This window comes from Frigoribacterium sp. MCBA15_019, from assembly GCF_001864945.1.
In the GTDB taxonomy this organism is placed as follows: domain Bacteria; phylum Actinomycetota; class Actinomycetes; order Actinomycetales; family Microbacteriaceae; genus Frigoribacterium.
The window spans coordinates 561152-582593 of the sequence record NZ_MJGS01000012.1 but is presented as its reverse complement, the minus strand read 5'-3'; the positions used below and the strand labels follow the sequence as shown (position 1 = coordinate 582593).

Sequence of the window (21442 nt, the reverse complement as noted above, 5' to 3'; positions counted from 1 at the left end):
CGATCCAGCGCTCAGGGTCCGTTCACCTGCAGTTCTCCTGGTGGAGCGACGATCGGGCCCGCGTCCACGACCGCCCCGACCGGTCCGCGGCGGCCCACCACCCGCTCCGCTCACCCGAGAGGCCCCGACCTTGGCCAAGAAGATCCCGACAGCCCTCGCCGAACTCGTCCACGCCCTCGAGCACCACGCCGAGGTCGTCACGGCGAAGTCCTCGTCGTCCAAGCGACTCGGTCGCGCCACCGCGAAGCTGCGACGCGCCTCCGCTGCGTACACCGAGGTCGTGGCCGCGCGGACGGGGCAGCCCAACCCGTTCGTGGACTTCCTCGACCCCGAGACGATCGAGTCGCTCCGCGCCGAGCGGGACCGCATGGCGAACGGCAAGACGACACACGTCGACTGACCGTGGTCCCAGGCGGCCGTGCCACGCTCGGACGCACGATTTCCGCACGTTCGAGAGAGGGGCCGATCCCGTGGCCGACCAGAAGAAGCTCAAGAAATCCGCCGCCAAGGCCTACGACAAGGCCGAGGACGCCGTCACCGACGCCCGAGCCGCCGTCGCCGAGGCCAAGCGCCGCGCGAAGAAGCTCGCGAAGAAGGCCCGCCCCTCGGTGAAGCCGCTCGAGAACGCGCTCGACGACGCCGCCGCCGGACTGAAGGACGCGAAGAAGACGGCGAAGGGCGCGGGCCAGGCCTCGAAGGGGGCGTCGTCGACGCCGTCGTCCGCCACCCCGGCCGAGCCGCGCTCGATCTACACGCCGCCCCTGCCCGAGGTCGACGAGACCACCGTGCAGCTGCCCGACGGCCACGACGCCCACGTCGACCTGCACGCGCAGACGCTCGTCGCGCTGCGCGCCCTCGCCCGGACCAAGGGCATCACGAACGTGTCGCGGTACCCCAAGGCGACCCTGATCGAGAAGATCGAGCAGGCCTGACCCGGGGGTCACCTCCAGTCGGCGGTGCCATCCGAGGCAGATGGGCGCAGGCAGGTCGGCGCCGGCAGGAGGGCCGTCGCGTGCACCGTGCTCACTAGGGTGAGGTAATGACGCGCGCTCAGCTCATGGTCCCGTACCGGTTCGTCTTCGGCGCGCTCGCACTCGTGGCCGTCGCCGCCCAGTTCGCGAACACGCTCGAGAACGACTACAGCGTCGTCAACTTCTTCTCGTTCTTCACGAACCTCAGCAATCTGTTGGCAGTCGTGGTCTTCGTCGTCGGTGGCGTCCGCACCCTGCGCCGTCGCCCCGGCAGCCGTGCGTGGGACACCGTGCGGCTCATCTCGGTCGTCGACATGGTGTTCGTCGGCCTCGTCTTCAACGTCCTGCTGACCGACGTGGCCGGGGGCGTGCTGCCGTGGGTCAACGTCGTCGTGCACATGGTGATGCCCGTCGCGGTGCTGGTCGACTGGCTCGTGCTGCCCGCCGGTCGCCGCCTGCCGTGGTCGGCCGCCGCCATCGGGCTCGTCGTGCCCGTGGCGTACAGCGTGTACTCGCTCGTCCGCGGCGCCGTGACGTCGTTCTACCCGTACCCCTTCTACGACCCGGAGGCGCTGGGCGGCTACGGCCCCGTGGCGGTCTACATGGTCGTGCTGCTGGTGGCCCTGGCCGTGCTGTCGCTCGCGCTGGTCGGCCTGGCGCGCCTGGCCGGCCGCTTCTGGAAGCAGCGCTCGCGCCGCTGACGCGACCCGCGCCTCCTGCGCTCCGCACGTCGCGCCGCCGCCGCTGCCGCACGTCCAACCATCCACCCCGCCACGAAGTGGACACCACGCCACGTCTTGTCATGGCGCGGTGTCCACTTCGTGGCGGCGTAGGCCCCCGGAGCACCCGGCCCGAGCCAGCGCGCGGCCCGGGCCCGCTCAGCGGTAGTGCTGCTCGGCGCGCGCCGCCGCCGCGACCACGTCGCGGATGCGCGCCGCGCGGGTCTCGGCCCGCTTCAGCGAGGCCAGCCGGAAGTACACCCGGAACCGCTCGGTCTTCGTCAGCGACGCGAAGTGGGCGGCCGCCGCCGGGTCGGCGTCGAGTGCGGCCTGCAGGTCGTCCGGAGGCGCGGCGTCCTTCTGCCGGTAGGCGGCGTCCCAGCGCCCGTCGGCCTTCGCCCGGTCGACCTCGGCCTGCCCCGCCGGGGTCATGCGCCCTTCGGCGGTCAGGCGGGCGACGTGCTCGCGGTTCACCTGGGACCACGGGCTGTTCTTCCGCCGCGGTTGGAACGCGGTGAGCGTGAAGTCGTCGTCGAGCCGACTGGTCTGGCCGTCGATCCAGCCGTGGCAGAGGGCGACGTCGAGCGCCTCGGACCAGGTCATGCCGGGCCTCGTCGACCGCACCTTGCGGAGCGTCAGTCGCACCCCGCCCACGTCGGGGTCGCCCTCGAGGTATTCGCGCCACTGCTCGACCGTCACGTCGAGCACGGGCTTGTCCGCGAAGCTGACCATGCGGCGACCCTACCGCCGCAGCGAGAGGTCACGACCTGCCGCTCACGTCCGGAGGTGGGCGGCACGTCAGGACATCTCGACCCGGCCCACCCGGCGCGACGTACCCCTCAGCACCCCTCCCCTAGCCTGGCGGGATGGACCTCATCGGGTGGATCACCGACATGGGCTCGTCTCTGCCGACCCCGCTCGTCTGGGCGTTGGGCGCCCTGTTCGCGTTCACCGAGTCGGGGCTCGGCCTCGGCGTCTTCGTGCCGGGCGAGACGATCGTGCTGTTGCTCGCCGCGACCTTCGACGACCCTTGGCCGGCGGTCGCGTTCTTCGTGTCCGTGGCGATCGGCGGCTCCCTCGGCGACCACGTCGGCTACCTGCTCGGCCGTCGCTTCGGCAGGGGGTTCCGGGACACGCGCATCATCCGCCGGATCGGCGTCGACAGCTGGGACCGTGCCGTGGCCGTCCTCGAGCGGCGAGGGGCGGCCGCGGTGTTCCTCACCCGCCTCGTGCCCGTGGTCCGCACCCTCACGCCGGCGGCGGCCGGGGTCGCGAAGGTGCCCTACCGGTCGTTCCTGCCCGCGTCGTTCGGCGGGGCACTGACCTGGGCCGCCGTCTACGTCGGCATCGGGTTCCTGCTGCGGTCGTCGCTCGAGGCGGCGCAGGAGTACCTCGGGCAGTTCTCGTCGTGGGCGCTGATCGGAGCCGCGGTGGTCGTCGCGATCGTGTTCGTCGTGCGGCTCGTGCGCCGGCGTCGCGCGGCCGCAGTCGACACGGCGGACGGCACGGTCGACGAGACGGTCGCGGCCGACGACGCGCAGGCTCGCGACGACGCAGCGGACGCCTCCACGTCGGACGAGGAGGCGCGGGTCGACGACCGCGGACCCGTCGCGTCCGCCGTCCACGCGGCCGGGCACGCCGTGGCCGATCCCGTCGTCGCGGGTGCGGCCGCGTCCGGCGAGTTCGTCGCGGAGCACCTGTCGTCCCGTCGGCTCGGAGCCCTGCGCCACCGCCTCTTCGAGGTGGACGACTGGCGGACCGTGCCCAACGCGATCACGGCTGCGCGCCTCCTGCTGTTGCCGGTCTTCGCCGGCCTGCTGATCGCCGAGCTCTGGTGGCCGGCCCTCGTGGTGATCGCGGTCGTGTTCGCGACCGACTGGCTCGACGGGTTCGTGGCCCGGCGCACCGACTCCGTCTCGGTGCTCGGGTCGTGGCTGGACCCCGTGGCCGACCGATTGACGGTGGTCGTGGTGGCCGTGGCGTTCGCGACGGCCGACGTCTTCGGCTGGCAGGAGGCCGTGCTGCTGATGGTGCCCGACGTGCTGCTCGCGATCGGAGCGGTGCTGGCCTTCCGCGGCGACCCGGCGCTGCCGGTCTGGTGGGCCGGGCGGCTGCGCACGGGCCTGTGCTTCGTCGGCCTGGCGGTGCTGCTGCTCGGGGTGGCGCTCGACGGCCCCGAGTGGACGGCCGTCATCGGCGTCGGGTACCTGGTGTTCCTGGTCGGACTGGCGTTCCACTACGTGTCGGCGGTGCACTACGCGCGGGTCATGCTCGTCCGTTGGCAGCGAGCCGTCGCCGAGCGTCCGGCCTGACGTCGAGCCGGCTCGACATCGAACCGGGCCGACCGACCTGGCACCGTCAGAGCCCGAACAGCAGCCGCAGCCCGAGCGCGACCATGACGACGGCGATCACCGCGTCGAGCACCCGCCAGGCGACCGGCTTCGCGAACAGGGGACGCAGGAGGCGCGCGCCGAACCCCAGCGCCGAGAACCACACGAGACTCCCCGCGATCGCCCCGGCCGCGAACCACCAACGCAGCTCGGGCGGCTGGTGGTTCGCGACGGAGCCGAGGAAGACGATCGTGTCGAGGTAGGTGTGGGGGTTGAGCCAGGTGAAGGCGAGGGCGCCGAGGACGGCCGGGACGACCCGGGCGGGCGTGACGACGCGCGCGGCCGGTGGGCGGGGACCCTGCGCGACGGGCGGGGTGCCGTCGGCCGGCACCGCGCCTCCTGCGGTGACGCCGACGCGAGCCGACTCCGGCGCGACGTCGACCGTCAGCGCTCCGACCGGGCGGATCGCCCGCTTCGCCGCGAAGGCGCCGTAGACCAGCAGGAACCCGGCCCCGACGAGCTGGACGACGACCACCGCCTGCGGAGCGGCCTCGACGAGCGCTCCGACCCCCGCCACCCCGGCGCTGATCAGCACGGCGTCGCTCACGGCGCAGACCACGACGACGGGCACGACGACCCGGGTCACGGCCTGGAGTCCGACACGCAGCACATAGGCGTTCTGGGCACCGATCGCGACGATGAGGGCGAGGCTCGTGCCGAAGCCGAACAGGACGGCGGGCAGCACGGTCGCGAAGGTCATGACGCCACGCTAGAGCCGCCCCGACGTATCGCGCCAACTCATGTTCGCGATGCTGCATAACCTCTGCTCATGGCCCGTTTCGCACTCGACCAGCTGGACACCCTGCGCACGATCGTCGACGAGGGCACCTTCGAGGCGGCCGCGCGACGCCTGCACGTGACGCAGTCCGCCGTGTCGCAGCGCATCAAGCAGCTCGAACGTGCGGCCGGGCAGGTGTTGTTGCGTCGGACGACGCCGGTCACCACGACCGACGCCGGCGACGTGCTGCTCCGCCACGCCCGCCAGGTCGACCTGCTCACCTCGGACGCCCTCGCCCGGCTCGGCGGTGGTCGGCCCGACGGAGGCGACGGCGCCGACGACGCATCCGACGATCCCGTCCCCACGACCCTGCCGATCGCCGTCAACGCCGACTCGACGGCGACCTGGTTCCTCGACGCGGCGGCCGCCGTCCCGCCGACCGTGCCGGTGGTGTTCGACCTGCGCCGAGCCGATCAGCAGCACACGGCCGAGCTGCTGCGGTCGGGAGACGTGCTCGCCGCGGTCACCGCGACCCGCGAGCCCGTGCAGGGCTGCAGCTCGGAGCCGCTCGGCGTCATGCGGTACCGCGCCGTCGCGAGCCCCGGTTTCGTCGAGCGGTGGCTGGGCGGCGAGCCGGACGACCCCCAGACGGCGGCCCGCGGGCCGCTCGGCCACGAGAGGCTCGACCGTGGGCCGCTCGACCACGGAAGGCTCGACCGTGCCCCGATGGTGGTCTTCGACCGTACGGACGACCTGCAGCACGACTTCGTGCGACGCCTCACGGGCCGTGAACCGCTCGCGCCCCGGCACCACGTGCCCGCGTCGGCCGACTTCGCCCGGGCCGTCGTGCTCGGCCTCGGCTGGGGCATGCTCCCCGAGGCCCAGGCCGGCCCCGAACTCGACGGCGGCCGCCTGGTCGAGCTGGCGCCCGCCGACCCGGTCGACGTGCCCCTCTTCTGGCAGCGCTGGACCCTCGCCTCGCCCCTCCTCGACGCCGTCACCGACGCCGTCCGCGCCACCGCCCGCCACGCCCTGCACCCCTGACGCCTGCCCGCTCCACCCCGCCCGCACAGGGGGCCGAGTGGGCAGAAGATGCTTCTCGGCGCCCCACGAAGAGCATCTCCTGCCCACTCACCAGATGAGGTCGGGTGAGGCGGGGTCGGGGTCGGGGTCAGGGTCGGGGTCGGGGTCGGGGTCAGGGCCGGGGTCGGGGTCGGGGCCGGGGTCAGGGCCGGGGTCGGGGTCGGGGTCGGGGCCGAGTGGACAGAAGATGCTGCTCGGCGGCCCACGAAGAGCATCTCCTGCCCACTCGATCCGGACGGTGGCAGCCGGGCCCGCCACCTTCCCGAACCCGACGGGCGACCGACCCGACGGACGACCGACCCGACGGGCGAGCGACCCGACGGACGGCAGGAGGCGCGGTGCCGACCGGCACCGCGCCTCCTGTTCTCGAGAGCTTCGCGACCTACAGCGTCGCGAGCGCCTCGTTCAGCGTGTGCGACGGGCGCATCACGGCCTCGGTCTTGGCGGCGTCGGGGTGGTAGTAGCCCCCGATGTCGACGGCCGTGCCCTGGGGTGCGATCAGCTCGGCGACGATCGCCTCTTCGGCCCCGCCGAGGGTGGCGGCCAGCCCGGCGAACGCGGCGGCCAGTTCGGCGTCGCCGGTCTGGGCGGCGAGCTCGTCGGCCCAGTACTTCGCCAGGTAGAAGTGGCTGCCGCGGTTGTCGATCGAGCCGAGCTTGCGGCCGGGCGACTTGTTCTCGTCGAGGAAGGTGCCGGTGGCACGGTCGAGCGTGTCGGCGAGGATCTGCGCCCGCGCGTTGTCGGTCGACGTGGCCAGGTGCTCGAAGCTGACGGCGAGGGCCAGGAACTCGCCCAGGCTGTCCCAGCGCAGGTAGTCCTGCTCGACGAGCTGCGAGACGTGCTTCGGGGCGGAACCGCCGGCACCCGTCTCGAACAGGCCGCCGCCGTTGATGAGCGGCACGACCGAGAGCATCTTGGCCGAGGTGCCGAGCTCCATGATGGGGAACAGGTCGGTCAGGTAGTCGCGCAGCACGTTGCCCGTGACCGAGATGGTGTCCTCGCCGCGGCGGATGCGCTCGAGTGAGAACGCCATCGCGTCGACGGGCGAGAGGATCTCGATCTGCAACCCCTCGGTGTCGTGCTCGGCGAGGTAGGTGCGCACGAGCCCGATCAGGGTGGCGTCGTGGGCACGGGTCTCGTCGAGCCAGAACACGGCGGGCGTCTGGCTGGCGCGCGCACGGGTGACCGCGAGCTTGACCCAGTCGCGGATCGGGACGTCCTTCGTCTGGCAGGCGCGCCAGATGTCGCCCGTGGCGACTTCGTGCTCGATCAGCGTCTCGCCGGCCTGGTTCACGACGCGGACGGTGCCGTCGCCGGGCACCTCGAAGGTCTTGTCGTGCGAGCCGTACTCTTCGGCGGCCTGGGCCATGAGGCCGACGTTCGGCACCGAGCCCATGGTGGCGGGGTCGAAGGCGCCGTTTGCGCGGCAGTCGTCGAGCACGGCCTGGTAGATGCCGGCGTAGCTCGAGTCAGGGATGACCGCTAGGGTGTCGTGCTCGCCGCCGTCGGGGCCCCACATGTGACCCGAGGTGCGGATCATCGCAGGCATCGACGCGTCGACGATGACGTCGCTCGGCACGTGGAGGTTGGTGACGCCCTTGTCGGAGTCGACCATGGCGAGGTCGGGCCCGTCGGCGAGCCCAGCGTCGAACGCGGCCTTGATCTCGTCGCCGTTCGGCAGCGCCGCGAGGCCCTGCAGGATGCCGTTGAGGCCGTTCGCCGGGTCGAGCCCGGCGGCCTTCAGGTCGGCTCCGTACTGCTCGAACACCCGCGGGAAGAACGCACGGATCACGTGACCGAAGAGGATCGGGTCGCTGATCTTCATCATCGTGGCCTTGAGGTGCACCGAGAACAGGACGCCCTCGGCCTCGGCCCGGGCGATCTGTGCGGCGAGGAACTCGTGCAGCGCGGCGACGTGCAGCACGGTGCCGTCGACGACCTCGCCGGCCAGCACGGGGATCGACTCGCGCAGCACGCGGGTCTCGCCGTCGGTGCCGACGAACTCGATGCGCAGGGTGTCGTCGGCCGGGATGACGACGGTCTTCTCGTTCGAGCGGAAGTCGTCGACGCCCATGGTCGCGACGTTCGTCTTCGAGTCGGCCGTCCAGGCGCCCATGCGGTGCGGGTGCTTGCGGGCGTAGTTCTTGACCGACAGGGGGGCGCGGCGGTCGCTGTTGCCCTCGCGCAGCACGGGGTTGACCGCGCTGCCCTTGACCTTGTCGTAGCGGGCCTTGACGTCGCGCTCGGCGTCGGTCGACGGCGAGTCGGGGTACTCGGGGAGGTCGTAGCCCTGCGACCGGAGTTCTGCCACCGCGGCCTTGAGCTGCGGCATCGAGGCCGAGATGTTCGGCAGCTTGATGATGTTGGCCTCGGGCGTCTTCGCCAGGGCTCCGAGCTCGGCCAGGGCGTCGCCCTGGCGCTGCTCGTCGGTGAGGCGCTCGGGGAACTGGCTGATGATGCGGGCCGCCAGCGAGATGTCGCGGGTCTCGACGTCGACCCCCGCGGTCTTGGCGTAGGCCTGGATGATGGGCAGGAACGAGTAGGTCGCCAGCATCGGCGCCTCGTCGGTCAGCGTGTAGATGATCTTCGCCATGCGGCAGGTGCTCCCTCGTGGTCGGGCATGCGTGTGCTCGGTGGTGCTGCCCCTACGCTACCGCGCAGAAGTCTCTCGACATGAAGATACATGCCGCGTCTGGACGGCCCGTCCGCGCGGCTCAGGTCGTCCGCGTCGCCGGGCGCCACATCGCGGCGGGCGTCGCACCCGGCAGCCCCCGGATCGGCCCCAGCTCGACGAAGCCCATCCGCCGGTAGAGCGCCCGGTTCCGCTCGGTCGACGACTCGAGGTAGGCGGCCTCACTGCGCGCGTCGACGGTCGCGAGGCGGTGCTCGATCAACGAGGTGCCGACGCCGAGCCCCCGGGCCGCGTCGCCGACCGCGATCTCGCCGAGGTACCAGTGCGGCAGCCGCGGGCGGGGTGCCGCCAGCGTCGACTGGTGGCGGACCGCCGGCACGAGCCCGCCGAGCCCGAGCGCGCGCAGGTACCGCGGCAGCTGCCCGAGCTCCGCCCACGACACCGGCAGGCGCAGCGCCGACGACGCTCGGGTGCGCGGCGCCTCCCAGACGGCCGCGCCCACGACGTCCCCGTCGCCGTCGACGACGGCCACGTCGACCGCACGAAGGCCCGTCGGGATCGAGCGCATCATCGCCGCGAAGAGGTCGACCAGGCGCGCATGGCGACGTGGCCCCCGCGGGACGAACCCGAGCATGACGGGATCGTCGCGGAACCCCTCGGCGAGCACGGCGGCGGCGGAGTCGAGCTGGTCCGGGCGGGCGGCGCTGATGGTCACGTCGGGCACGGTGCCTCCTGAGATGGAATCGTCAGAACTGACGAATTCGTCAGTCATGACAGAATGTAGCCAGACACCCCGCCAGACACGTGAGAGGCCCCTGTGAAACCGGACGACGAGGAGGCGCGGGTCGACCCCTCGAGGACGTCCCGCCGCGCCCGCGAGACGCGTCGCAAGCTGGTGGAGGCCGGCGTCGCCCTGCTCCGACGGGCCGACTACGCCGCCGTCCCCGTCGCCGAGATCACGCAGCTGGCGGACGTCGGCCTCGGCACGTTCTACAACCACTTCGCCGGCAAGGACGAGCTGTTCGACGAAGCCGTGCAGAGCGTGCTGAACGCGCAGACCGAGCGGATGGCGGCACTCGGGCACGCGGACGACTCCCCCGTGACGACGGCGGCGATCGCGATGCACGTGGTGCTCGGGCTGGCGCAGAGCGACCCGGCCGTGGCTGTGGTCGTCGCACGCAACGGACTGCGCCTGCTCGACGCCGAGGCGGCACTGGTGCCGCAGGCGCGGGCGCTCGTCCGGGCCGGGCAGGCCGCGGGGTCGTTCGCCGAGCTGGACGTCGACCTGGCACTGTCCCTGGTCGGCGGCAGCCTCCTCGGCGGGCTGCACACCTGGTGGTCGACCCCCGAGCTCGTCACCCCCGAGTGGACGGTCGAGCTGGTCGCCCGCGTGCTCCTCGCCCTCGGGTGCGACCTCGGGGACGCGCGCCGCGCCTCCTCGTCCGGTCTCGACTGGGTGACCGGGCGCGACGCGGGCTGACGCACCGGGGCGAACCGACCCGAGCCGGGCCGAGCCCACCCGGGTCGCACCGGGCCGAGCCCGACCTCCGACGATCGGCGAAGATGGTCCGGTGACCACTCCGGCGCCCGCGACGAGCATCGAACCCCGCCCCTACGACCACCCCGACGTGCAGCTGCTCGTCGAGGGACTGCAAGAGCTGTACGTCGAGATCTACGGCGGGCGCGACGACAGCCCGATCGACCGCTCCGAGTTCGAGCTGCCGAGGGGCACGTTCGCCGTGGCCTACGAGACCGGCGAGCCCGTGGCCCTGGGAGCCTGGCGCCTGCTGCCCGACGGCCGCGCCGAGCTGAAGCGGATGTACGTGCGGCCCGACCGACGCGGGCAGGGGCTGTCCCGGCTCGTGTTGCACTGGCTCGAACGGTCGGCCGCGGACGCCGGCGTCACCGAGATGGTGATCGAGACCAACGTGGCCCACGACACCGCGATCCGCCTCTACGAGTCGGCGGGCTACCGACCGATCGCGGCCTACGGCCACTACGCGGACGACGCGGGCACGGTGTCGCTCGGGCGTAGCCTGATGGGCGACACCGCAAGGGGCACGGCGTGACGAGCGCCCCCGCCCGGACGCGAAAGAGGCGCGGTGCCGGGATCACCGACACCGCGCCTCCTCGAATCACCGCTACTCGACGGTGATCGACTGGGCCTTCATCGCGGCGATGGTCTTGTCCTGACCCGACTTCAGAGCGTCGAGCAGGGTCCCGTCACCCGAGGCGGCAGCCCCGAAGCCGTCCGAGATGTCGCTGTAGGTCTGCGTCATCGTCGGGCCCCACGTGAAGGGCTGGATGTTCTCGGCGGCCTTCGCGAAGTCCTCGTAGATGGCCTGGTCGCCGTAGAACTCGACGCCCGAGGTCAGGGCCGGCAGGTCGGCGCCGGTCGTGGAGGCCGGGTAGAGGTTGGCCTCCTTGTTCAGCGCCTCGAGCGACTCGGTCGAGGTGTTCAACCACACGAGGAACTTCGACGCCTCGGCGGGGTGCTCGCTGCCCTTGAAGACGACGTTCGACGACCCGCCCCAGGCCGCCGAGGCGTTCTCGCCCTCGGTCCACTGCGGCATGGGCGCGACGGCCCACTTGCCGCTCGTGTCGGGAGCACCGCTCGAAATGGTGTTGGCACCCCAGACGGCCGAGACCCAGGTCCAGTCCTGGTCGGTGTTGTAGGCGTTGTTCCACTCGTCGGTGAAGCTCGGCAGGGTCGTGACGAGGTCCTTCGAGATGAGGTCCTGCCAGTAGTCGGCGACCTTCGTCGAGGCCTCGTCACCCATGTCGACCTTCCAGGTGCCGTCCGCGGTGTCGAACCACTGGCCGCCGGCCTGCGAGACCAGACCGGCGAACTGGTTCACGTCACCCTTGGCGAAGTTCGTGATGCTGCCGCCCAGCTCCTTGATCTTCACCGCGTCCTCGGCGTACTGCTCCCACGTGGTGGGGACGTCGAGGCCGGCCTGCTCGAAGAGGTCCTTGCGGTAGTACAGCGCCATGGGGCCCGAGTCCTGCGGGATCGCGTAGACCGAGTCGGCTTCGCCGAAGGTGACCTGGTTCCAGAGGCCGTCGGCGTAGTCGGCCTTCGCGTCCGAGACGCCGTCGCACGAGGCGATGTTCGCCAGACCGTCCTGCACGCGGAACGCGGGCAGCGTGTCGTACTCGACCTGCCCGATGTCGGGGGCGTTGCCGGCCTGCAGCTGGTTGAAGAAGTTCTGGTACGTGCCGCTGTTGCCGTTCGGCACGATCGAGACCTTGACCTGGATGTCGGGGTTCTCGTCGTTCCAGAGCGCGACGACCTTGTCCATGTTCGGCACCCAGGTCGTGAAGTTGAGGGTGACCTTGCCGTCGGAGGGCTCGCACGAGGCGGCCTCGGCGGAGCCGGAACCCCCGTCACTGCCGGAGCTGCAACCGGCGAGGGCGATGGTCGAGACCACGGCGGCTGCCGCGATCGTGAGGACTCGTGATTTCTTCATCTGGATTCCAATCGGGGTGCGGAGCCGGGAAGAGCCGGCCACGGGAGGGAACGACGTCGTTGCCTTGCGGAGTGGAGGTCGAGGAGGGGCGGGTCGGTGGATCAGGACGGGTCGCTTACTTGAGGCCGCCGGACCCGAGGCCGCTGCGCCAGAAGCGCTGCAGACTGAGGAAGGCGACGAGCAGGGGGACGATCGACACCAGTGCGCCGACGAGCACCAGGGTGCGCAGCTCGGGGTACTGGCTCACGTTGGAGTTCCAGGTGTAGAGGCCGAGGGTCACCGGGAAGAGCTCTTGCGAGCGCAGCATCACGAGCGGCAGGAAGAAGTTGTTCCAGATCGCCACGAACTGGAACAGGAACACCGTCACGAGGGCGGGCGACATCAGCCGGATCGCCACGGTGAAGAACGTGCGCAGTTCGCTCGAGCCGTCGATGCGCGCGGCTTCGACGATCTCGTCGGGGACGCTCGACGCCGCGTAGATGCGGCTGAGGTACACGCCGAACGGGCTCACGATGCTGGGCAGGAACACCGCCCAGAAGGTGTCGGTCAGTTCGACCTTGCTGAAGATCAGGAACAGCGGCAGCGCCAGGGCCGTCGCCGGCACGAGCACGCCGCCCAGGAAGATGTTGAACAGCGCCTCGCGACCCCAGAAGCGGTACTTGGCCAGGGCGTAGCCGCACATCGCCGAGAGGATCGTGCCGAGCGCGCCGGCGACCGTCGCGTAGACGATGCTGTTGAGCATCCACCGCGGGAAGATGCCGTCGTTGTACGTGAACAGCCGGCCGACGTTGCCGACGAAGTCCTGCGCCGACGTCGGCGAGAACCAGAGGGCGGCGCTCGAGTTGAAGTTGTCGAGCGTCTTGGTCGACGACACCAGCAGCCAGAAGATCGGCACGAGGAAGTACAGCGTGAAGGCGCCCATGATGACCATGGCGGCCGTTCGCGACATCACGCTCTCACGGGGCCCCCCGCCCCGTCGACGTGCAGGGGTCGTCGCGTCGTCGAACGACTGGGCGGGACGGATGGGAGCGTCGACGGTCACTGGTCGGCCTTCCGCTGGGTCAACCGGAGGAACCCGATCGAGAGGATGAACGTGGCGACCGCGAGGACGACGCTGAACGCCGCCGCGAGGTTGAAGTTGGGCACCGAGGACGTCGAGTACACGAGCATGTTCGGCGTGAAGGTCGACGAGATGGTCGACGTGAACTGGCGGAAGACCAGGGGTTCGGTCAGCAGCTGCAGGGTGCCGATGACCGAGAAGACGGCGGTCAGCACGATCGCCGGGACGACCAGCGGGATCTTGATCGCCACGGCGATGCGCCACTGCGAGGCCCCGTCGAGGCGGGCCGCCTCGTAGATCTCGGTGGGGATCGCGAGGAGCGACGAGTAGATGATCAGCATGTTGTAGCCGACGAACACCCAGGTGACGACGTTGGCCACGGCCCAGAGCACCGTGCCGCCGTCGAGGAGGCCGGCCCGCGACGTGACGGCCGAGAACGGCGAGAGGCTCGGCGAGTAAAGGTAGCCCCACATGATCGCGGCGATGACGCCCGGCACGGCGTAGGGCGCGAAGAACGCGAGGCGGAAGAACCGCTTGCCGCGCAGCAAGGGCGAGTCGAGCAGCAGCGCGAAGAGCAGCGCGAGCAGCAGCATCACCGGGACCTGGACGACGCCGAAGAGCAGCACCCGGCCGATGGACGACCAGAACTCGGTGTTCTGGAAGACCAACGCGTACTGCGAGAGGCCGCCGAAGACCTGGGTCGGGGCGCCGAACGTGCCCTCGCGTTCGACCTTCTGCAGCGACTGGAAGACGGCGTAGAGGATCGGCGTCAGGTAGAACGCCGCGAAGAGCGCCGCGAAGGGGACGATGAAGATCGCGATCGCCTTGCGGTACCGGAACGGCTTCCGCGGTCTGGCCGAACGCGGGGACGGCGGGGCGACGACGGCGGGCTCGGCAGCAGTCTGGGTCACACGGGGCCTCGGCTTCTTCGGCGGGTGTCCTTCACGAACGGCCGGAGGCCCTTCGACGGCGAAGGTTCACAGGGTTTCTGTGATCGTTCCCAGAACGGGGCCCGAAGGATCGGGCAGCACTTTCTGGGAACGTTCACAGAGCTAAGCCCACGGCCGCCGGTTTGTCAAAGCGGAGGGGCCGACCGTGATCGTACGGTTACCCAACCGGCCGTCCGTCCTTCGTCCTCCGGGGAACGATCCCGAGCGTCCCGGGCTCCGCTAGGGTGACCGACATGCCCGGTCCGAGATCTCCGCGTCGGCGTGCCACGATCCACGACGTGGCCGCCGAGGCCGGCATCTCCCGGGGCACCGTGTCGCGCGTGCTGAACAACGAACCGTACGTCTCGCACCAGGCGCGCGAGGCCGTCGAGGCCGCTGTGGCCAAGGTGGGCTACGTCCGCAACGCGGCGGCGCGCAACCTCGTCACCCAGCGGTCACGAGCGATCGCGCTGATCGTCCACGAGCCTCATTCGGTCGTGCTCGACGACCCGAACATCGGCAACATCCTGATCGGCACCAACTCCGTTCTGTCCCAGGCCGACCACCAACTCGTCACGCTGATGATCGACTCCCAGCGCGACAGCGACCGCGTGGTCGAGTACCTGCGCGGCGGCTTCGTCGACGGGGCGATCATCCTGTCCGCCCGGACGGGCGACCCCATCTCTCAGGCCGTCGCCGAGCTCGGACTGGCGGCCTCGTTCGTCGGCCACCCGAGCGACGCTCCCGACATCCCGTTCATCGGCATCGACAACCAGGCCGCCGCCGAGGCGATCGTGCGCCGACTCGTCTCGACGGGACGCACCCGGGTCGGCATGCTCGCCTCCGGGCTCGACCGTGACTCGGGCGAGGACCGCCTCGCAGGTTTCCGTGCCGCGCTCGGCGACCTCTTCGACCCGGACCTCGTGGTGCGCAACCCGTTCTACAGCTACGCGGCCGGCGTCGACGGCATGACCGAGTTGCTCGCGCGGGACCCCCGGGTCGACGGGGTCTTCGCGGCGTCGGACGCCGTTGCCGCCGGGGCCCTCGACGTCCTCCACCGGCGCGGGATCTCGGTGCCCGGCGACCTCGGGATCGTCGGCTTCGACGACAGCTCCTGGGCACTGCGCTGCACGCCGCCCCTCTCGACCGTGCGCCAGCCCGCCGAAGAGCTGGGCCGACGGGCCGCCCGCCAGGTACTCGACCAACTCGGCGGGGCCGACGGGACGCGCACCGGGGTCCTGCTGCCGACCGAGATCATGTGGCGCGAGAGCGCCTGACCCGCACCCGGCGCGACACCGGCGGCGCGACGCGACGAGCCCGGATCACGTCGGTCGGCGCAGCGCCGTGGCGAACCCCCGCAGCGCCTCGGCCACCTGTCGACGCGCGGCCGGCGTGAGCCCCGCCGTCATCTTGTCCTCGACTCCGCGGACGGCCGCGCTGGCGACCGTCAGCTGACGTCGCCCCTCCGCCGTCAGCTCGGTCGGCAACGCCCGCCCCGACGGCGCGCGGTCGGCTCGCCGCACGAACCCGTCATGCTCGAGCGCCTGCAGCAGGACGTTCATCGACTGACGGGTGACGAAGGCCCCGCGGGCGAGCTCGGAGTTCGACAGCCCGGGCCGCTGCGCGAGCAGCTCGAGGCACGAGTAGTGCGTGATGGTCATGCCGAGCGGACGCAGCTCGGCCTCCATGGCGGCGCGCAGAGCGCTCGACGCCTCTTTCAGCAGGTAGCCCACCGAGGTCTCGAGGTCGATCGCCGATCCGACTTGACTCATGTCAGTAGTCTGACATAGGTTCCTAGATGTCAGCTAACTGACACTCACCTCCGACGCGAGAGCAGGCGCACCATGACCGCCACCGGTCCCGACTTCATCTCCCTCCAGGTCCGCGACGTCGAGCGCTCGGCCGCGTTCTACGAAGCACACCTCGGTCTCACCCGGCAGGACGGCCCGCCGCACGCGGTCGTCTTCGCCACGACGCCGATCGCCTTCGCCGTGCGCGGCCCGCTGCCCGGCGTCGACCTCGACGCGGCGCCGCTCGGTCGCGGGGTCGGCCTCTGGCTGCTCGCCTCCGACGCGCAGGCCATCCACGACGCCCTGGTCGCCGCCGACGTCGAGATCGCCACCGCACCGGTCGACGGCCCCTTCGGCCGCACCTTCACCTTCGTCGACCCCGACGGCTACCAGGTCACGCTGCACGACCGCGCGTGACGCCCGGCGGCTCCGACCCAGGCGGAGGCCCAGGACGAGGAGGCGCGGCGCACGGCCGCCTCGAGGGTCACGTCGGCCGCACGGCCGTCACTCGTGGACGTCGTCGTCGTCCTGGGTGCTGAGGTAGAGGCGGTGGCTCGTGACGATCAGCGAGAGCCAGCCGATGCCGCTGACCCAGCCGACGGCCACGTCGGTGAACCAGTGGGCCCCGAGCAGCACGCGGGACAACCCCACGACGCCGGCCGTCCCGGCCGCAGCCCCCACGAGGGCGACCTGCGGCGCCTGCTTCTCCTGCCGCAGGGCGAGGAGGTAGGCGAGCACGCCGAGGATCGTGGTCGTGTTCAGCGTGTGGCCCGAGGGGAACGACGGGGACTTCTCGTACGGCGGGATGGCCTCGTGCCGGTCGGGCCGGTTGCGCTTGATGAGCTTCTTGCCGACGACGGTCATCGCGAGCGACCCCGCTCCGGCCGCCACGACGAGGGCGACGGGGCTCGGATGGCGGTCCCGGAAGCCGAAGGCCGCGGCGGCTCCGACGGTGACGGCGGGCAGGACGACGGGTCCGAAGACGTGGGCGATGGCGGCGGCCGCGCCGTTCGTCGCCGGCGAGCGGAGCGTCTTCGCACGCTCGAGCGCAGGCCGGTCGAGGCTCTCGATGCCGTCGCGGCCCGTGACGCCGTCGTAGATGTAGGCGGCCCCGGCGGTCGCCGCGATCGCGATGCCGCCCCCGACGGCGAGCGTCGCGACGAGGGCCCGGCGCGCGCCGACCTTCTGCGCGACGGTCTTGTGCCGCGACGCGAGCCGCTGGCCCGCGGCGGACCGCCATTCGGTGAGGTCGCGGCGCCCGATCTGCCGGTCGTAGCGGGTCGTGCGGGCGGTCTCTGCGGCGGTCGGCATGACCCCACTCTGGCCCTTCGGTGATCAGGACCTCCAGGTAGCGTTGCTCCCGGTCGTCTGAGTTCGGACGGACGCTCACGGTGGCGTGTGCGTCAAGCGCTTCCCCGAAGCAGGCTCGCCGATGTCGGCACCGTTCCCACCAACCGAAAGGCTCCTCATGGTGTTCTCGATCACCCTCCTCGCCCTGGGGCTCGTCGGCATCGTCGGCGGAGTCCTGATCGTCCGGCAGCGGGACGGCGGCAGCGCCTTGCCGGGCGTGGCGATCACCGCGTTGGGAGCAGTGGCGGCTGCGCTCGGCATCGCACTCCTGGCCCTCCCCGAGCTTCCGGCGTAGCCGGCCAGGCCGACCGAGGCAGGGTCAGCAGCTAGCGACGGCGCCCGCGCGGGCCTCGTCTGCCGCAGGAGTACCTGGAGCCGATCGTCGAGCACCTCGAGCACGTCACCGACATGACCGTCCACACGTCTCAGGCTTACAACGACCACCGACACACCAGGAGGATCGTGCCGAGAAGCCGACCGCGCGACACCGCTCCGCCTGGCGAGACACGACGAAGTGAGCGGCGGCTGAGCCTGGAGCTTGAGCGACTGACCGGAGTCGTGCTGCCCCAGTACGAGCCGCGCATCGTCACGCCTCGCAAGCGGATGCTGAGGCGCGTCACGGGGATCGTGACCCTCGTCACCCTGTCGGTCTGTGGCGTCCCCTTTTTCGCCCTTACCTTCACCACGTGGGCCTACGACGAGATGCACGTCCTCACCCTTACCTGCACCGTGGAGAGCGCCCGCGGAACCATCTCGGACAGCCAACTCCGCCGGGGCGAGTCCTCCCGAGCCGTCGTCATCGAGACGAAGGGCTGCGGGAAACTCGTTCTGACCGGCGTGGGCCGTGACGACTACGTCGAGGTGGCCCCCAAGCATCAGTACACATCCGGGCCGGTACGACTTCATCGTCGGCGAGAGCGACTGGGCTTTGCGCGACCACTGGACGCCTCTCGGGAGCACCCCGAGGGTGAAGAAGCACGAGCGGGTCGAGTGAAGTCGACGACACGGACATAGGTCCGAGTGGCGAGCCCCTTCCTGTGCTTCGATGCCCATGGACCGTGGGGCAATGGCCCTGACGAGTTGTCGCAGGGCAGCCGACGAAGCGACGCCGGACTCCCTTGTCCGGGTGCCCCGGGACGGGCGAGCGGAGCGCGGGGCCACAGGGGGTTCGAGTCCCTCCAGGGGCATCGTCGCGAAGCGTCGTTAGGCGCGCTAAAGCGAGGCTCTTACAAACTTATGTAGTCCCGTGAAACCTCTATCTCGGGTGCTTCGAAGCGGTGAGATGAGGAGCGTGCTGCGGAAGCCTGCCCGCGAGTCCGGCCACGTGCCAGGGCAGGTTCGGAGGATTTCGGCGGACGAGTTCGACGCGCTCGTCGCCAGCTATCGCGAAGGCAGGACCGTGCGGCAGCTCGCCGCCGAGTTCCGCGTTTCGCGCGGTGTCGCGGTGGAGCACCTGCAGGGTCCCGGCGTGATCATGCGGCCGACAATCCTCGACGCCGACGCGAGGCGAGCATTGGAATTGCACGCCGATGGGCTTTCGGCGAACCGGATCGGGCGGCTCATCGAACGGGACCCAAAGCCGGTCGGCTCCATGATCCAACGCAACGGCCCGGCGGACCTGCGGCCTTGTCGCCAGACTCGTTCACGGCTTCCTCGCGGCGGATCTGCTAAGCCAGTTCGCAAAGCGCGTGCGCGAGCTTGCGAAGATCCGGTTCCGGGCGCACGACCGGGTGGACGTGGACGTGGACGCGTTTGCCGTGGCGCTCGACGTCCAGGCGTGACACGGCGGCCAGCCCGCGGGCGAGAAGGATGCGGATCGAGGGCGAATTCTCCTCCCCCACCGCTGCCACGTAGTCGGAGTACAAGCGCGAGACATGCGACCAGTACTTGCCGATCCTGTTCGCCAGGGACGATTCGCGCCTCGACGACTCAGCGTTTCGGGCGAGGAGCTCGTCGTCGTTCAGGTCGAGGAACGGGACGAAGAGGCGGTGGACCTCCTACTGGGCGGCCGGCGGGAGAAGGGCGAAGAACTGGGGCGCCTCAAGCCAGAGCAACGCGAGCAGGGACTTGCGGACCAGGTGCGATTCCGGACCGATTTGTGGCACGACGTCCGCTCATCTGTCTTCAGGATGAGCCGGTGATCTTCCTTTCGCAAGCATGAGCGGTGCCGCTCTAAGGCCCCGTGCTAATCCCTCCTGGGACGCCACCCCTCTAGATATTTGTCCGCCAGGTCTAGCAAAGGTGTCTCGCCATCGGCTTCTCGCAGCGTCGCAATTGCCGCGCGGAGACTCTGCTCGTCACCCAGAATGCGAATGAGGCCGTCCCACCAGAGATGGGGCTGTTCTCGCACGGTATAGGCACCCATCGATTGAGACCGGGCGATCGAGCGCGCGGAGGTCAAAAGGGAGCGGATCTCTTCCGGTTCAGTCAGGACCGGCGGTACGTAAGAGTCGCCTTCCGCCTCCGCGACCCTATACATCACACGCGCGAGATCGTACTCCTCGCCCGGAACTGGGGAGTGGTTTCCCGAGACACGCTCGACGAATTGCAATTCGAATTGCCGCGCCATTTCCTCATTTACCAACTTGTGGCCAGCGCCTTCCCTGTAGCCAATCATGGTTAGCAGTTCGAGCTGGGTTGAGAACGACGTGAGCGAAGGCATAATCTCAGCGATCGCCGATTCCCGGTCCGCCTCCGAATCAATGCGGCGTAGCATCCTGAGAACGACTCGAGCCACGACAACTTCTGGTTCCATGAAGTCGAACATTCCGCGGCTCGGTCGTTCCGGAATGACGTGAATAAGGTTCAGCAGGACAATCGAGGCGGCGGGCACCCCCTCGATCGGAAACTCCCGCTCGTATGCTTCGAGTCCCGTGATGGCATCTTCAAGGTCCTCCGGGCTCACGTCTTCCCAGAAAGTCGCGAATTCTTCCGGCTCGGACATCTTGGCGAAGGCCTGCTCCGAGCGCCGAAAAGCGACGAGCCCGCTTGGGGCGGTTCGCTCGAGATAGTGGTTCAAGTAGTCGATGTGCGCGACGCGATGGTCTCGCTTGGCTCTGACCGAGAAGTCATGACCGTAGTTCATGCCCCCGATATAGCGACTTGCAGTCGGAAACACATGGTTGATCAGGTTTTTGACGACGTCAGCTTCGTCGCCTGCCGTTTCAATCATCTCCTCAATGGCGGCCTGTTGGCGCGTCGATTCGGTGTTGGAGAACGTATCCCGAGATTCGGTCAATACGATCCTGTGCTTCTGAATCTGAGCGAATAGCTCTGGTCGGAATACGCGAATTGCCTCCAAGGCCATGAGGTCCACGGTCTCGGTCTCATCGCCGAGAGCGCGGAGCGTGACGTGCGCCGACATGGCCAGACGTGTGACGTCCCGCAGATTGCCGATCAGAGGCTCGATCACTTCGAAGTAGACCGCAGGCCAGGCCTCTTCCGTGAAACGGACGCGCTCAATCCCGTCGAGGATGGAGTTGAGCCGCTCGAAGACTTGGCTGCGCAGCACCTCACGCGGGATCCCTGGAAGATCGAAACTCAACTGCACGATCTTCTCGAGATAGGCGCGGCCGGAAACGCCACTTTCGGTCAGAGCCTCTTCGACTCGCCTGCGGTCAAACGCAAGCACGTAGATGACGTTCGGGAAGCTCGCGGTCAGACGCACGAGCTTAAAGATGTCCCGGATCTCGTGCGTGGTGAGCCTGTCGATGTCGTCAATCACGATCACGACGGGCTGATCGAGTGACTTTAGTCCTTCCGTGACCTGGTCCCTGACCGTCCGACTCCCCTTTTTCCGTTCCGCCCACCAATTAGTCGCAAGCCGCCCGGCCTTGAACGCACGGTCGAACCAGCCGCCAAAGCCCGGAATGATGGCTAATGGACTCAGTACGTCCCCGTAGGTGTTGAGGCCGTCCGCGATCTTGGAAAATTTGGACTCGTCCTCAATTCGTAGTTCCGCTGCGACCTCCCTGAAAAACACGTCCGTGATCTGCATTGAGCCGGAAAATAGCCAGGGATTGAACTCGATTACCGGGAGCTCCGGAGCGGCCGCGAACTCTTCTTTCATCATGTTGATGAATGAGGTCTTGCCATGACCCCACGCGCCGAGAACGCCGATAACGAGACCGCCAGACGCGTCAAGCTCCCTCAGAGTCGCTGCGAACTCGCGCGCAACATCAGCACGTTCAAGAGCATCCTTGGCCGAGGATTCAATCGGGCTGTCGACTGGTGGGATGGATTCGTTGGGCATGCAGTTTTCCTCTGATTATATTTTCCCACCACTGTCAGAGCCGACAATGTCGAACCAACGTTGTCTCGTTGCGTAATG

The 21442-nt window shown here is 69.6% G+C and carries 22 protein-coding genes; 11 read left to right on the top strand and 11 right to left on the bottom strand.

What is annotated here, in order from left to right:
- Positions 1 to 130 precede the first annotated feature (130 nt).
- The 3 genes from BIV04_RS11935 to BIV04_RS11925 all read left to right on the top strand — a co-directional run bounded on the left by BIV04_RS11935 (position 131) and on the right by BIV04_RS11925 (position 1672).
- Positions 131 to 400, top strand: a complete 270-nt coding sequence (locus BIV04_RS11935) for a hypothetical protein (RefSeq protein WP_071256456.1) — start codon at positions 131 to 133, stop codon at positions 398 to 400.
- Between the two features lie 70 nt (positions 401 to 470).
- A complete protein-coding gene (locus tag BIV04_RS11930; protein ID WP_054146808.1) occupies positions 471 to 932 on the top strand; it encodes a Rho termination factor N-terminal domain-containing protein in 462 nt (153 codons plus the stop codon).
- Between the two features lie 107 nt (positions 933 to 1039).
- Positions 1040 to 1672: a Pr6Pr family membrane protein gene (locus BIV04_RS11925; protein ID WP_071256455.1), complete on the top strand. Its 633-nt coding sequence runs from the start codon at positions 1040 to 1042 to the stop codon at positions 1670 to 1672.
- 177 nt (positions 1673 to 1849) lie between these two features.
- Here BIV04_RS11925 and BIV04_RS11920 read toward each other — a convergent pair whose 3' ends face one another.
- Positions 1850 to 2422 (bottom strand): YdeI family protein, encoded by a 573-nt coding sequence (locus BIV04_RS11920; protein ID WP_071256454.1) that lies wholly within the window; start codon positions 2420 to 2422, stop codon positions 1850 to 1852.
- A gap of 134 nt (positions 2423 to 2556) precedes the next feature.
- On the opposite strand from BIV04_RS11920, the gene BIV04_RS11915 reads away from it, so the two are divergent.
- Positions 2557 to 4002, top strand: a complete 1446-nt coding sequence (locus tag BIV04_RS11915) for a CDP-alcohol phosphatidyltransferase family protein (RefSeq protein WP_071256453.1) — start codon at positions 2557 to 2559, stop codon at positions 4000 to 4002.
- Positions 4003 to 4048: 46 nt separating this feature from the next.
- On the opposite strand, the gene BIV04_RS11910 is transcribed toward BIV04_RS11915, so the two are convergent.
- On the bottom strand, positions 4049 to 4780 hold the full coding sequence (locus BIV04_RS11910; protein WP_071256451.1) for a LysE/ArgO family amino acid transporter: 732 nt from the start codon (positions 4778 to 4780) through the stop codon (positions 4049 to 4051).
- Positions 4781 to 4849: 69 nt separating this feature from the next.
- On the opposite strand from BIV04_RS11910, the gene BIV04_RS11905 reads away from it, so the two are divergent.
- Positions 4850 to 5842 (top strand): LysR family transcriptional regulator ArgP, encoded by a 993-nt coding sequence (locus BIV04_RS11905; RefSeq protein ID WP_071256449.1) that lies wholly within the window; start codon positions 4850 to 4852, stop codon positions 5840 to 5842.
- Between the two features lie 421 nt (positions 5843 to 6263).
- On the opposite strand, the gene BIV04_RS11900 is transcribed toward BIV04_RS11905, so the two are convergent.
- Both BIV04_RS11900 and BIV04_RS11895 read right to left on the bottom strand, forming a co-directional pair.
- Complete coding sequence (locus tag BIV04_RS11900; RefSeq protein ID WP_071256448.1) at positions 6264 to 8474, bottom strand: NADP-dependent isocitrate dehydrogenase; 2211 nt, start codon at positions 8472 to 8474, stop codon at positions 6264 to 6266.
- Positions 8475 to 8595: 121 nt separating this feature from the next.
- On the bottom strand, positions 8596 to 9285 hold the full coding sequence (locus BIV04_RS11895; protein ID WP_071256447.1) for an N-acetyltransferase: 690 nt from the start codon (positions 9283 to 9285) through the stop codon (positions 8596 to 8598).
- 45 nt (positions 9286 to 9330) lie between these two features.
- On the opposite strand from BIV04_RS11895, the gene BIV04_RS11890 reads away from it, so the two are divergent.
- Entirely contained in the window at positions 9331 to 9993 is a 663-nt protein-coding gene (locus BIV04_RS11890) for a TetR/AcrR family transcriptional regulator (RefSeq protein WP_071256446.1), read from the top strand.
- 91 nt (positions 9994 to 10084) lie between these two features.
- A complete protein-coding gene (locus BIV04_RS11885) occupies positions 10085 to 10582 on the top strand; it encodes a GNAT family N-acetyltransferase (protein WP_071256445.1) in 498 nt (165 codons plus the stop codon).
- 72 nt (positions 10583 to 10654) lie between these two features.
- On the opposite strand, the gene BIV04_RS11880 is transcribed toward BIV04_RS11885, so the two are convergent.
- The 3 genes from BIV04_RS11880 to BIV04_RS11870 form a co-directional block, all read right to left on the bottom strand.
- Complete coding sequence (locus BIV04_RS11880; RefSeq protein WP_071256444.1) at positions 10655 to 11983, bottom strand: ABC transporter substrate-binding protein; 1329 nt, start codon at positions 11981 to 11983, stop codon at positions 10655 to 10657.
- A 115-nt stretch (positions 11984 to 12098) separates the two neighbouring features.
- A complete protein-coding gene (locus BIV04_RS11875) occupies positions 12099 to 12932 on the bottom strand; it encodes a carbohydrate ABC transporter permease (protein ID WP_043596471.1) in 834 nt (277 codons plus the stop codon).
- 89 nt (positions 12933 to 13021) lie between these two features.
- A complete protein-coding gene (locus tag BIV04_RS11870; RefSeq protein ID WP_056259338.1) occupies positions 13022 to 13954 on the bottom strand; it encodes a carbohydrate ABC transporter permease in 933 nt (310 codons plus the stop codon).
- Positions 13955 to 14226: 272 nt separating this feature from the next.
- Between BIV04_RS11870 and BIV04_RS11865 the strand changes: the two genes are divergently transcribed.
- Positions 14227 to 15249: a LacI family DNA-binding transcriptional regulator gene (locus tag BIV04_RS11865; protein WP_071256578.1), complete on the top strand. Its 1023-nt coding sequence runs from the start codon at positions 14227 to 14229 to the stop codon at positions 15247 to 15249.
- A gap of 45 nt (positions 15250 to 15294) precedes the next feature.
- Here the strand turns inward: BIV04_RS11865 and BIV04_RS11860 are convergent, their stop codons facing one another.
- Complete coding sequence (locus BIV04_RS11860) at positions 15295 to 15744, bottom strand: MarR family winged helix-turn-helix transcriptional regulator (RefSeq protein WP_071256443.1); 450 nt, start codon at positions 15742 to 15744, stop codon at positions 15295 to 15297.
- A gap of 72 nt (positions 15745 to 15816) precedes the next feature.
- On the opposite strand from BIV04_RS11860, the gene BIV04_RS11855 reads away from it, so the two are divergent.
- Positions 15817 to 16179 (top strand): VOC family protein, encoded by a 363-nt coding sequence (locus BIV04_RS11855; RefSeq protein ID WP_071256442.1) that lies wholly within the window; start codon positions 15817 to 15819, stop codon positions 16177 to 16179.
- 87 nt (positions 16180 to 16266) lie between these two features.
- On the opposite strand, the gene BIV04_RS11850 is transcribed toward BIV04_RS11855, so the two are convergent.
- A complete protein-coding gene (locus BIV04_RS11850) occupies positions 16267 to 17073 on the bottom strand; it encodes a phosphatase PAP2 family protein (protein WP_071256441.1) in 807 nt (268 codons plus the stop codon).
- Between the two features lie 157 nt (positions 17074 to 17230).
- Here BIV04_RS11850 and BIV04_RS17180 point away from each other — a divergent pair, with 157 nt between their 5' ends.
- Both BIV04_RS17180 and BIV04_RS11845 read left to right on the top strand, forming a co-directional pair.
- Positions 17231 to 17407: a hypothetical protein gene (locus BIV04_RS17180; RefSeq protein WP_177174814.1), complete on the top strand. Its 177-nt coding sequence runs from the start codon at positions 17231 to 17233 to the stop codon at positions 17405 to 17407.
- A gap of 113 nt (positions 17408 to 17520) precedes the next feature.
- A complete protein-coding gene (locus BIV04_RS11845; RefSeq protein ID WP_143048682.1) occupies positions 17521 to 18126 on the top strand; it encodes a hypothetical protein in 606 nt (201 codons plus the stop codon).
- A 653-nt stretch (positions 18127 to 18779) separates the two neighbouring features.
- Here the strand turns inward: BIV04_RS11845 and BIV04_RS16820 are convergent.
- Together BIV04_RS16820 and BIV04_RS11840 are read right to left on the bottom strand one after the other, a co-directional pair.
- Positions 18780 to 18977: a hypothetical protein gene (locus BIV04_RS16820; RefSeq protein ID WP_143048681.1), complete on the bottom strand. Its 198-nt coding sequence runs from the start codon at positions 18975 to 18977 to the stop codon at positions 18780 to 18782.
- Positions 18978 to 19297: 320 nt separating this feature from the next.
- Positions 19298 to 21364, bottom strand: a complete 2067-nt coding sequence (locus BIV04_RS11840; RefSeq protein ID WP_071256439.1) for a P-loop NTPase fold protein — start codon at positions 21362 to 21364, stop codon at positions 19298 to 19300.
- Between the last annotated feature and the right edge of the window lie 78 nt (positions 21365 to 21442).

Excerpts from the sequence above, each read along its gene's own strand:
- BIV04_RS11875 (WP_043596471.1), bottom strand. The coding sequence starts at position 12,932 with ATGTCGCGAACGGCCGCCATGGTCATCATGGGCGCCTTCACGCTGTAC.
- BIV04_RS11865 (WP_071256578.1), top strand. The coding sequence starts at position 14,227 with ATGCCCGGTCCGAGATCTCCGCGTCGGCGTGCCACGATCCACGACGTG.
- BIV04_RS11850 (WP_071256441.1), bottom strand. The coding sequence starts at position 17,073 with ATGCCGACCGCCGCAGAGACCGCCCGCACGACCCGCTACGACCGGCAG.
- BIV04_RS11905 (WP_071256449.1), top strand. The coding sequence starts at position 4,850 with ATGGCCCGTTTCGCACTCGACCAGCTGGACACCCTGCGCACGATCGTC.
- BIV04_RS11915 (WP_071256453.1), top strand. The coding sequence starts at position 2,557 with ATGGACCTCATCGGGTGGATCACCGACATGGGCTCGTCTCTGCCGACC.
- BIV04_RS11895 (WP_071256447.1), bottom strand. The coding sequence starts at position 9,285 with ATGACTGACGAATTCGTCAGTTCTGACGATTCCATCTCAGGAGGCACC.
- BIV04_RS11860 (WP_071256443.1), bottom strand. The coding sequence starts at position 15,744 with ATGAGTCAAGTCGGATCGGCGATCGACCTCGAGACCTCGGTGGGCTAC.
- BIV04_RS11840 (WP_071256439.1), bottom strand. The coding sequence starts at position 21,364 with ATGCCCAACGAATCCATCCCACCAGTCGACAGCCCGATTGAATCCTCG.
- BIV04_RS11900 (WP_071256448.1), bottom strand. The coding sequence starts at position 8,474 with ATGGCGAAGATCATCTACACGCTGACCGACGAGGCGCCGATGCTGGCG.
- BIV04_RS11925 (WP_071256455.1), top strand. The coding sequence starts at position 1,040 with ATGACGCGCGCTCAGCTCATGGTCCCGTACCGGTTCGTCTTCGGCGCG.
- BIV04_RS11920 (WP_071256454.1), bottom strand. The coding sequence starts at position 2,422 with ATGGTCAGCTTCGCGGACAAGCCCGTGCTCGACGTGACGGTCGAGCAG.
- BIV04_RS11910 (WP_071256451.1), bottom strand. The coding sequence starts at position 4,780 with ATGACCTTCGCGACCGTGCTGCCCGCCGTCCTGTTCGGCTTCGGCACG.
- BIV04_RS11855 (WP_071256442.1), top strand. The coding sequence starts at position 15,817 with ATGACCGCCACCGGTCCCGACTTCATCTCCCTCCAGGTCCGCGACGTC.
- BIV04_RS11845 (WP_143048682.1), top strand. The coding sequence starts at position 17,521 with ATGACCGTCCACACGTCTCAGGCTTACAACGACCACCGACACACCAGG.
- BIV04_RS11880 (WP_071256444.1), bottom strand. The coding sequence starts at position 11,983 with ATGAAGAAATCACGAGTCCTCACGATCGCGGCAGCCGCCGTGGTCTCG.
- BIV04_RS17180 (WP_177174814.1), top strand. The coding sequence starts at position 17,231 with ATGGTGTTCTCGATCACCCTCCTCGCCCTGGGGCTCGTCGGCATCGTC.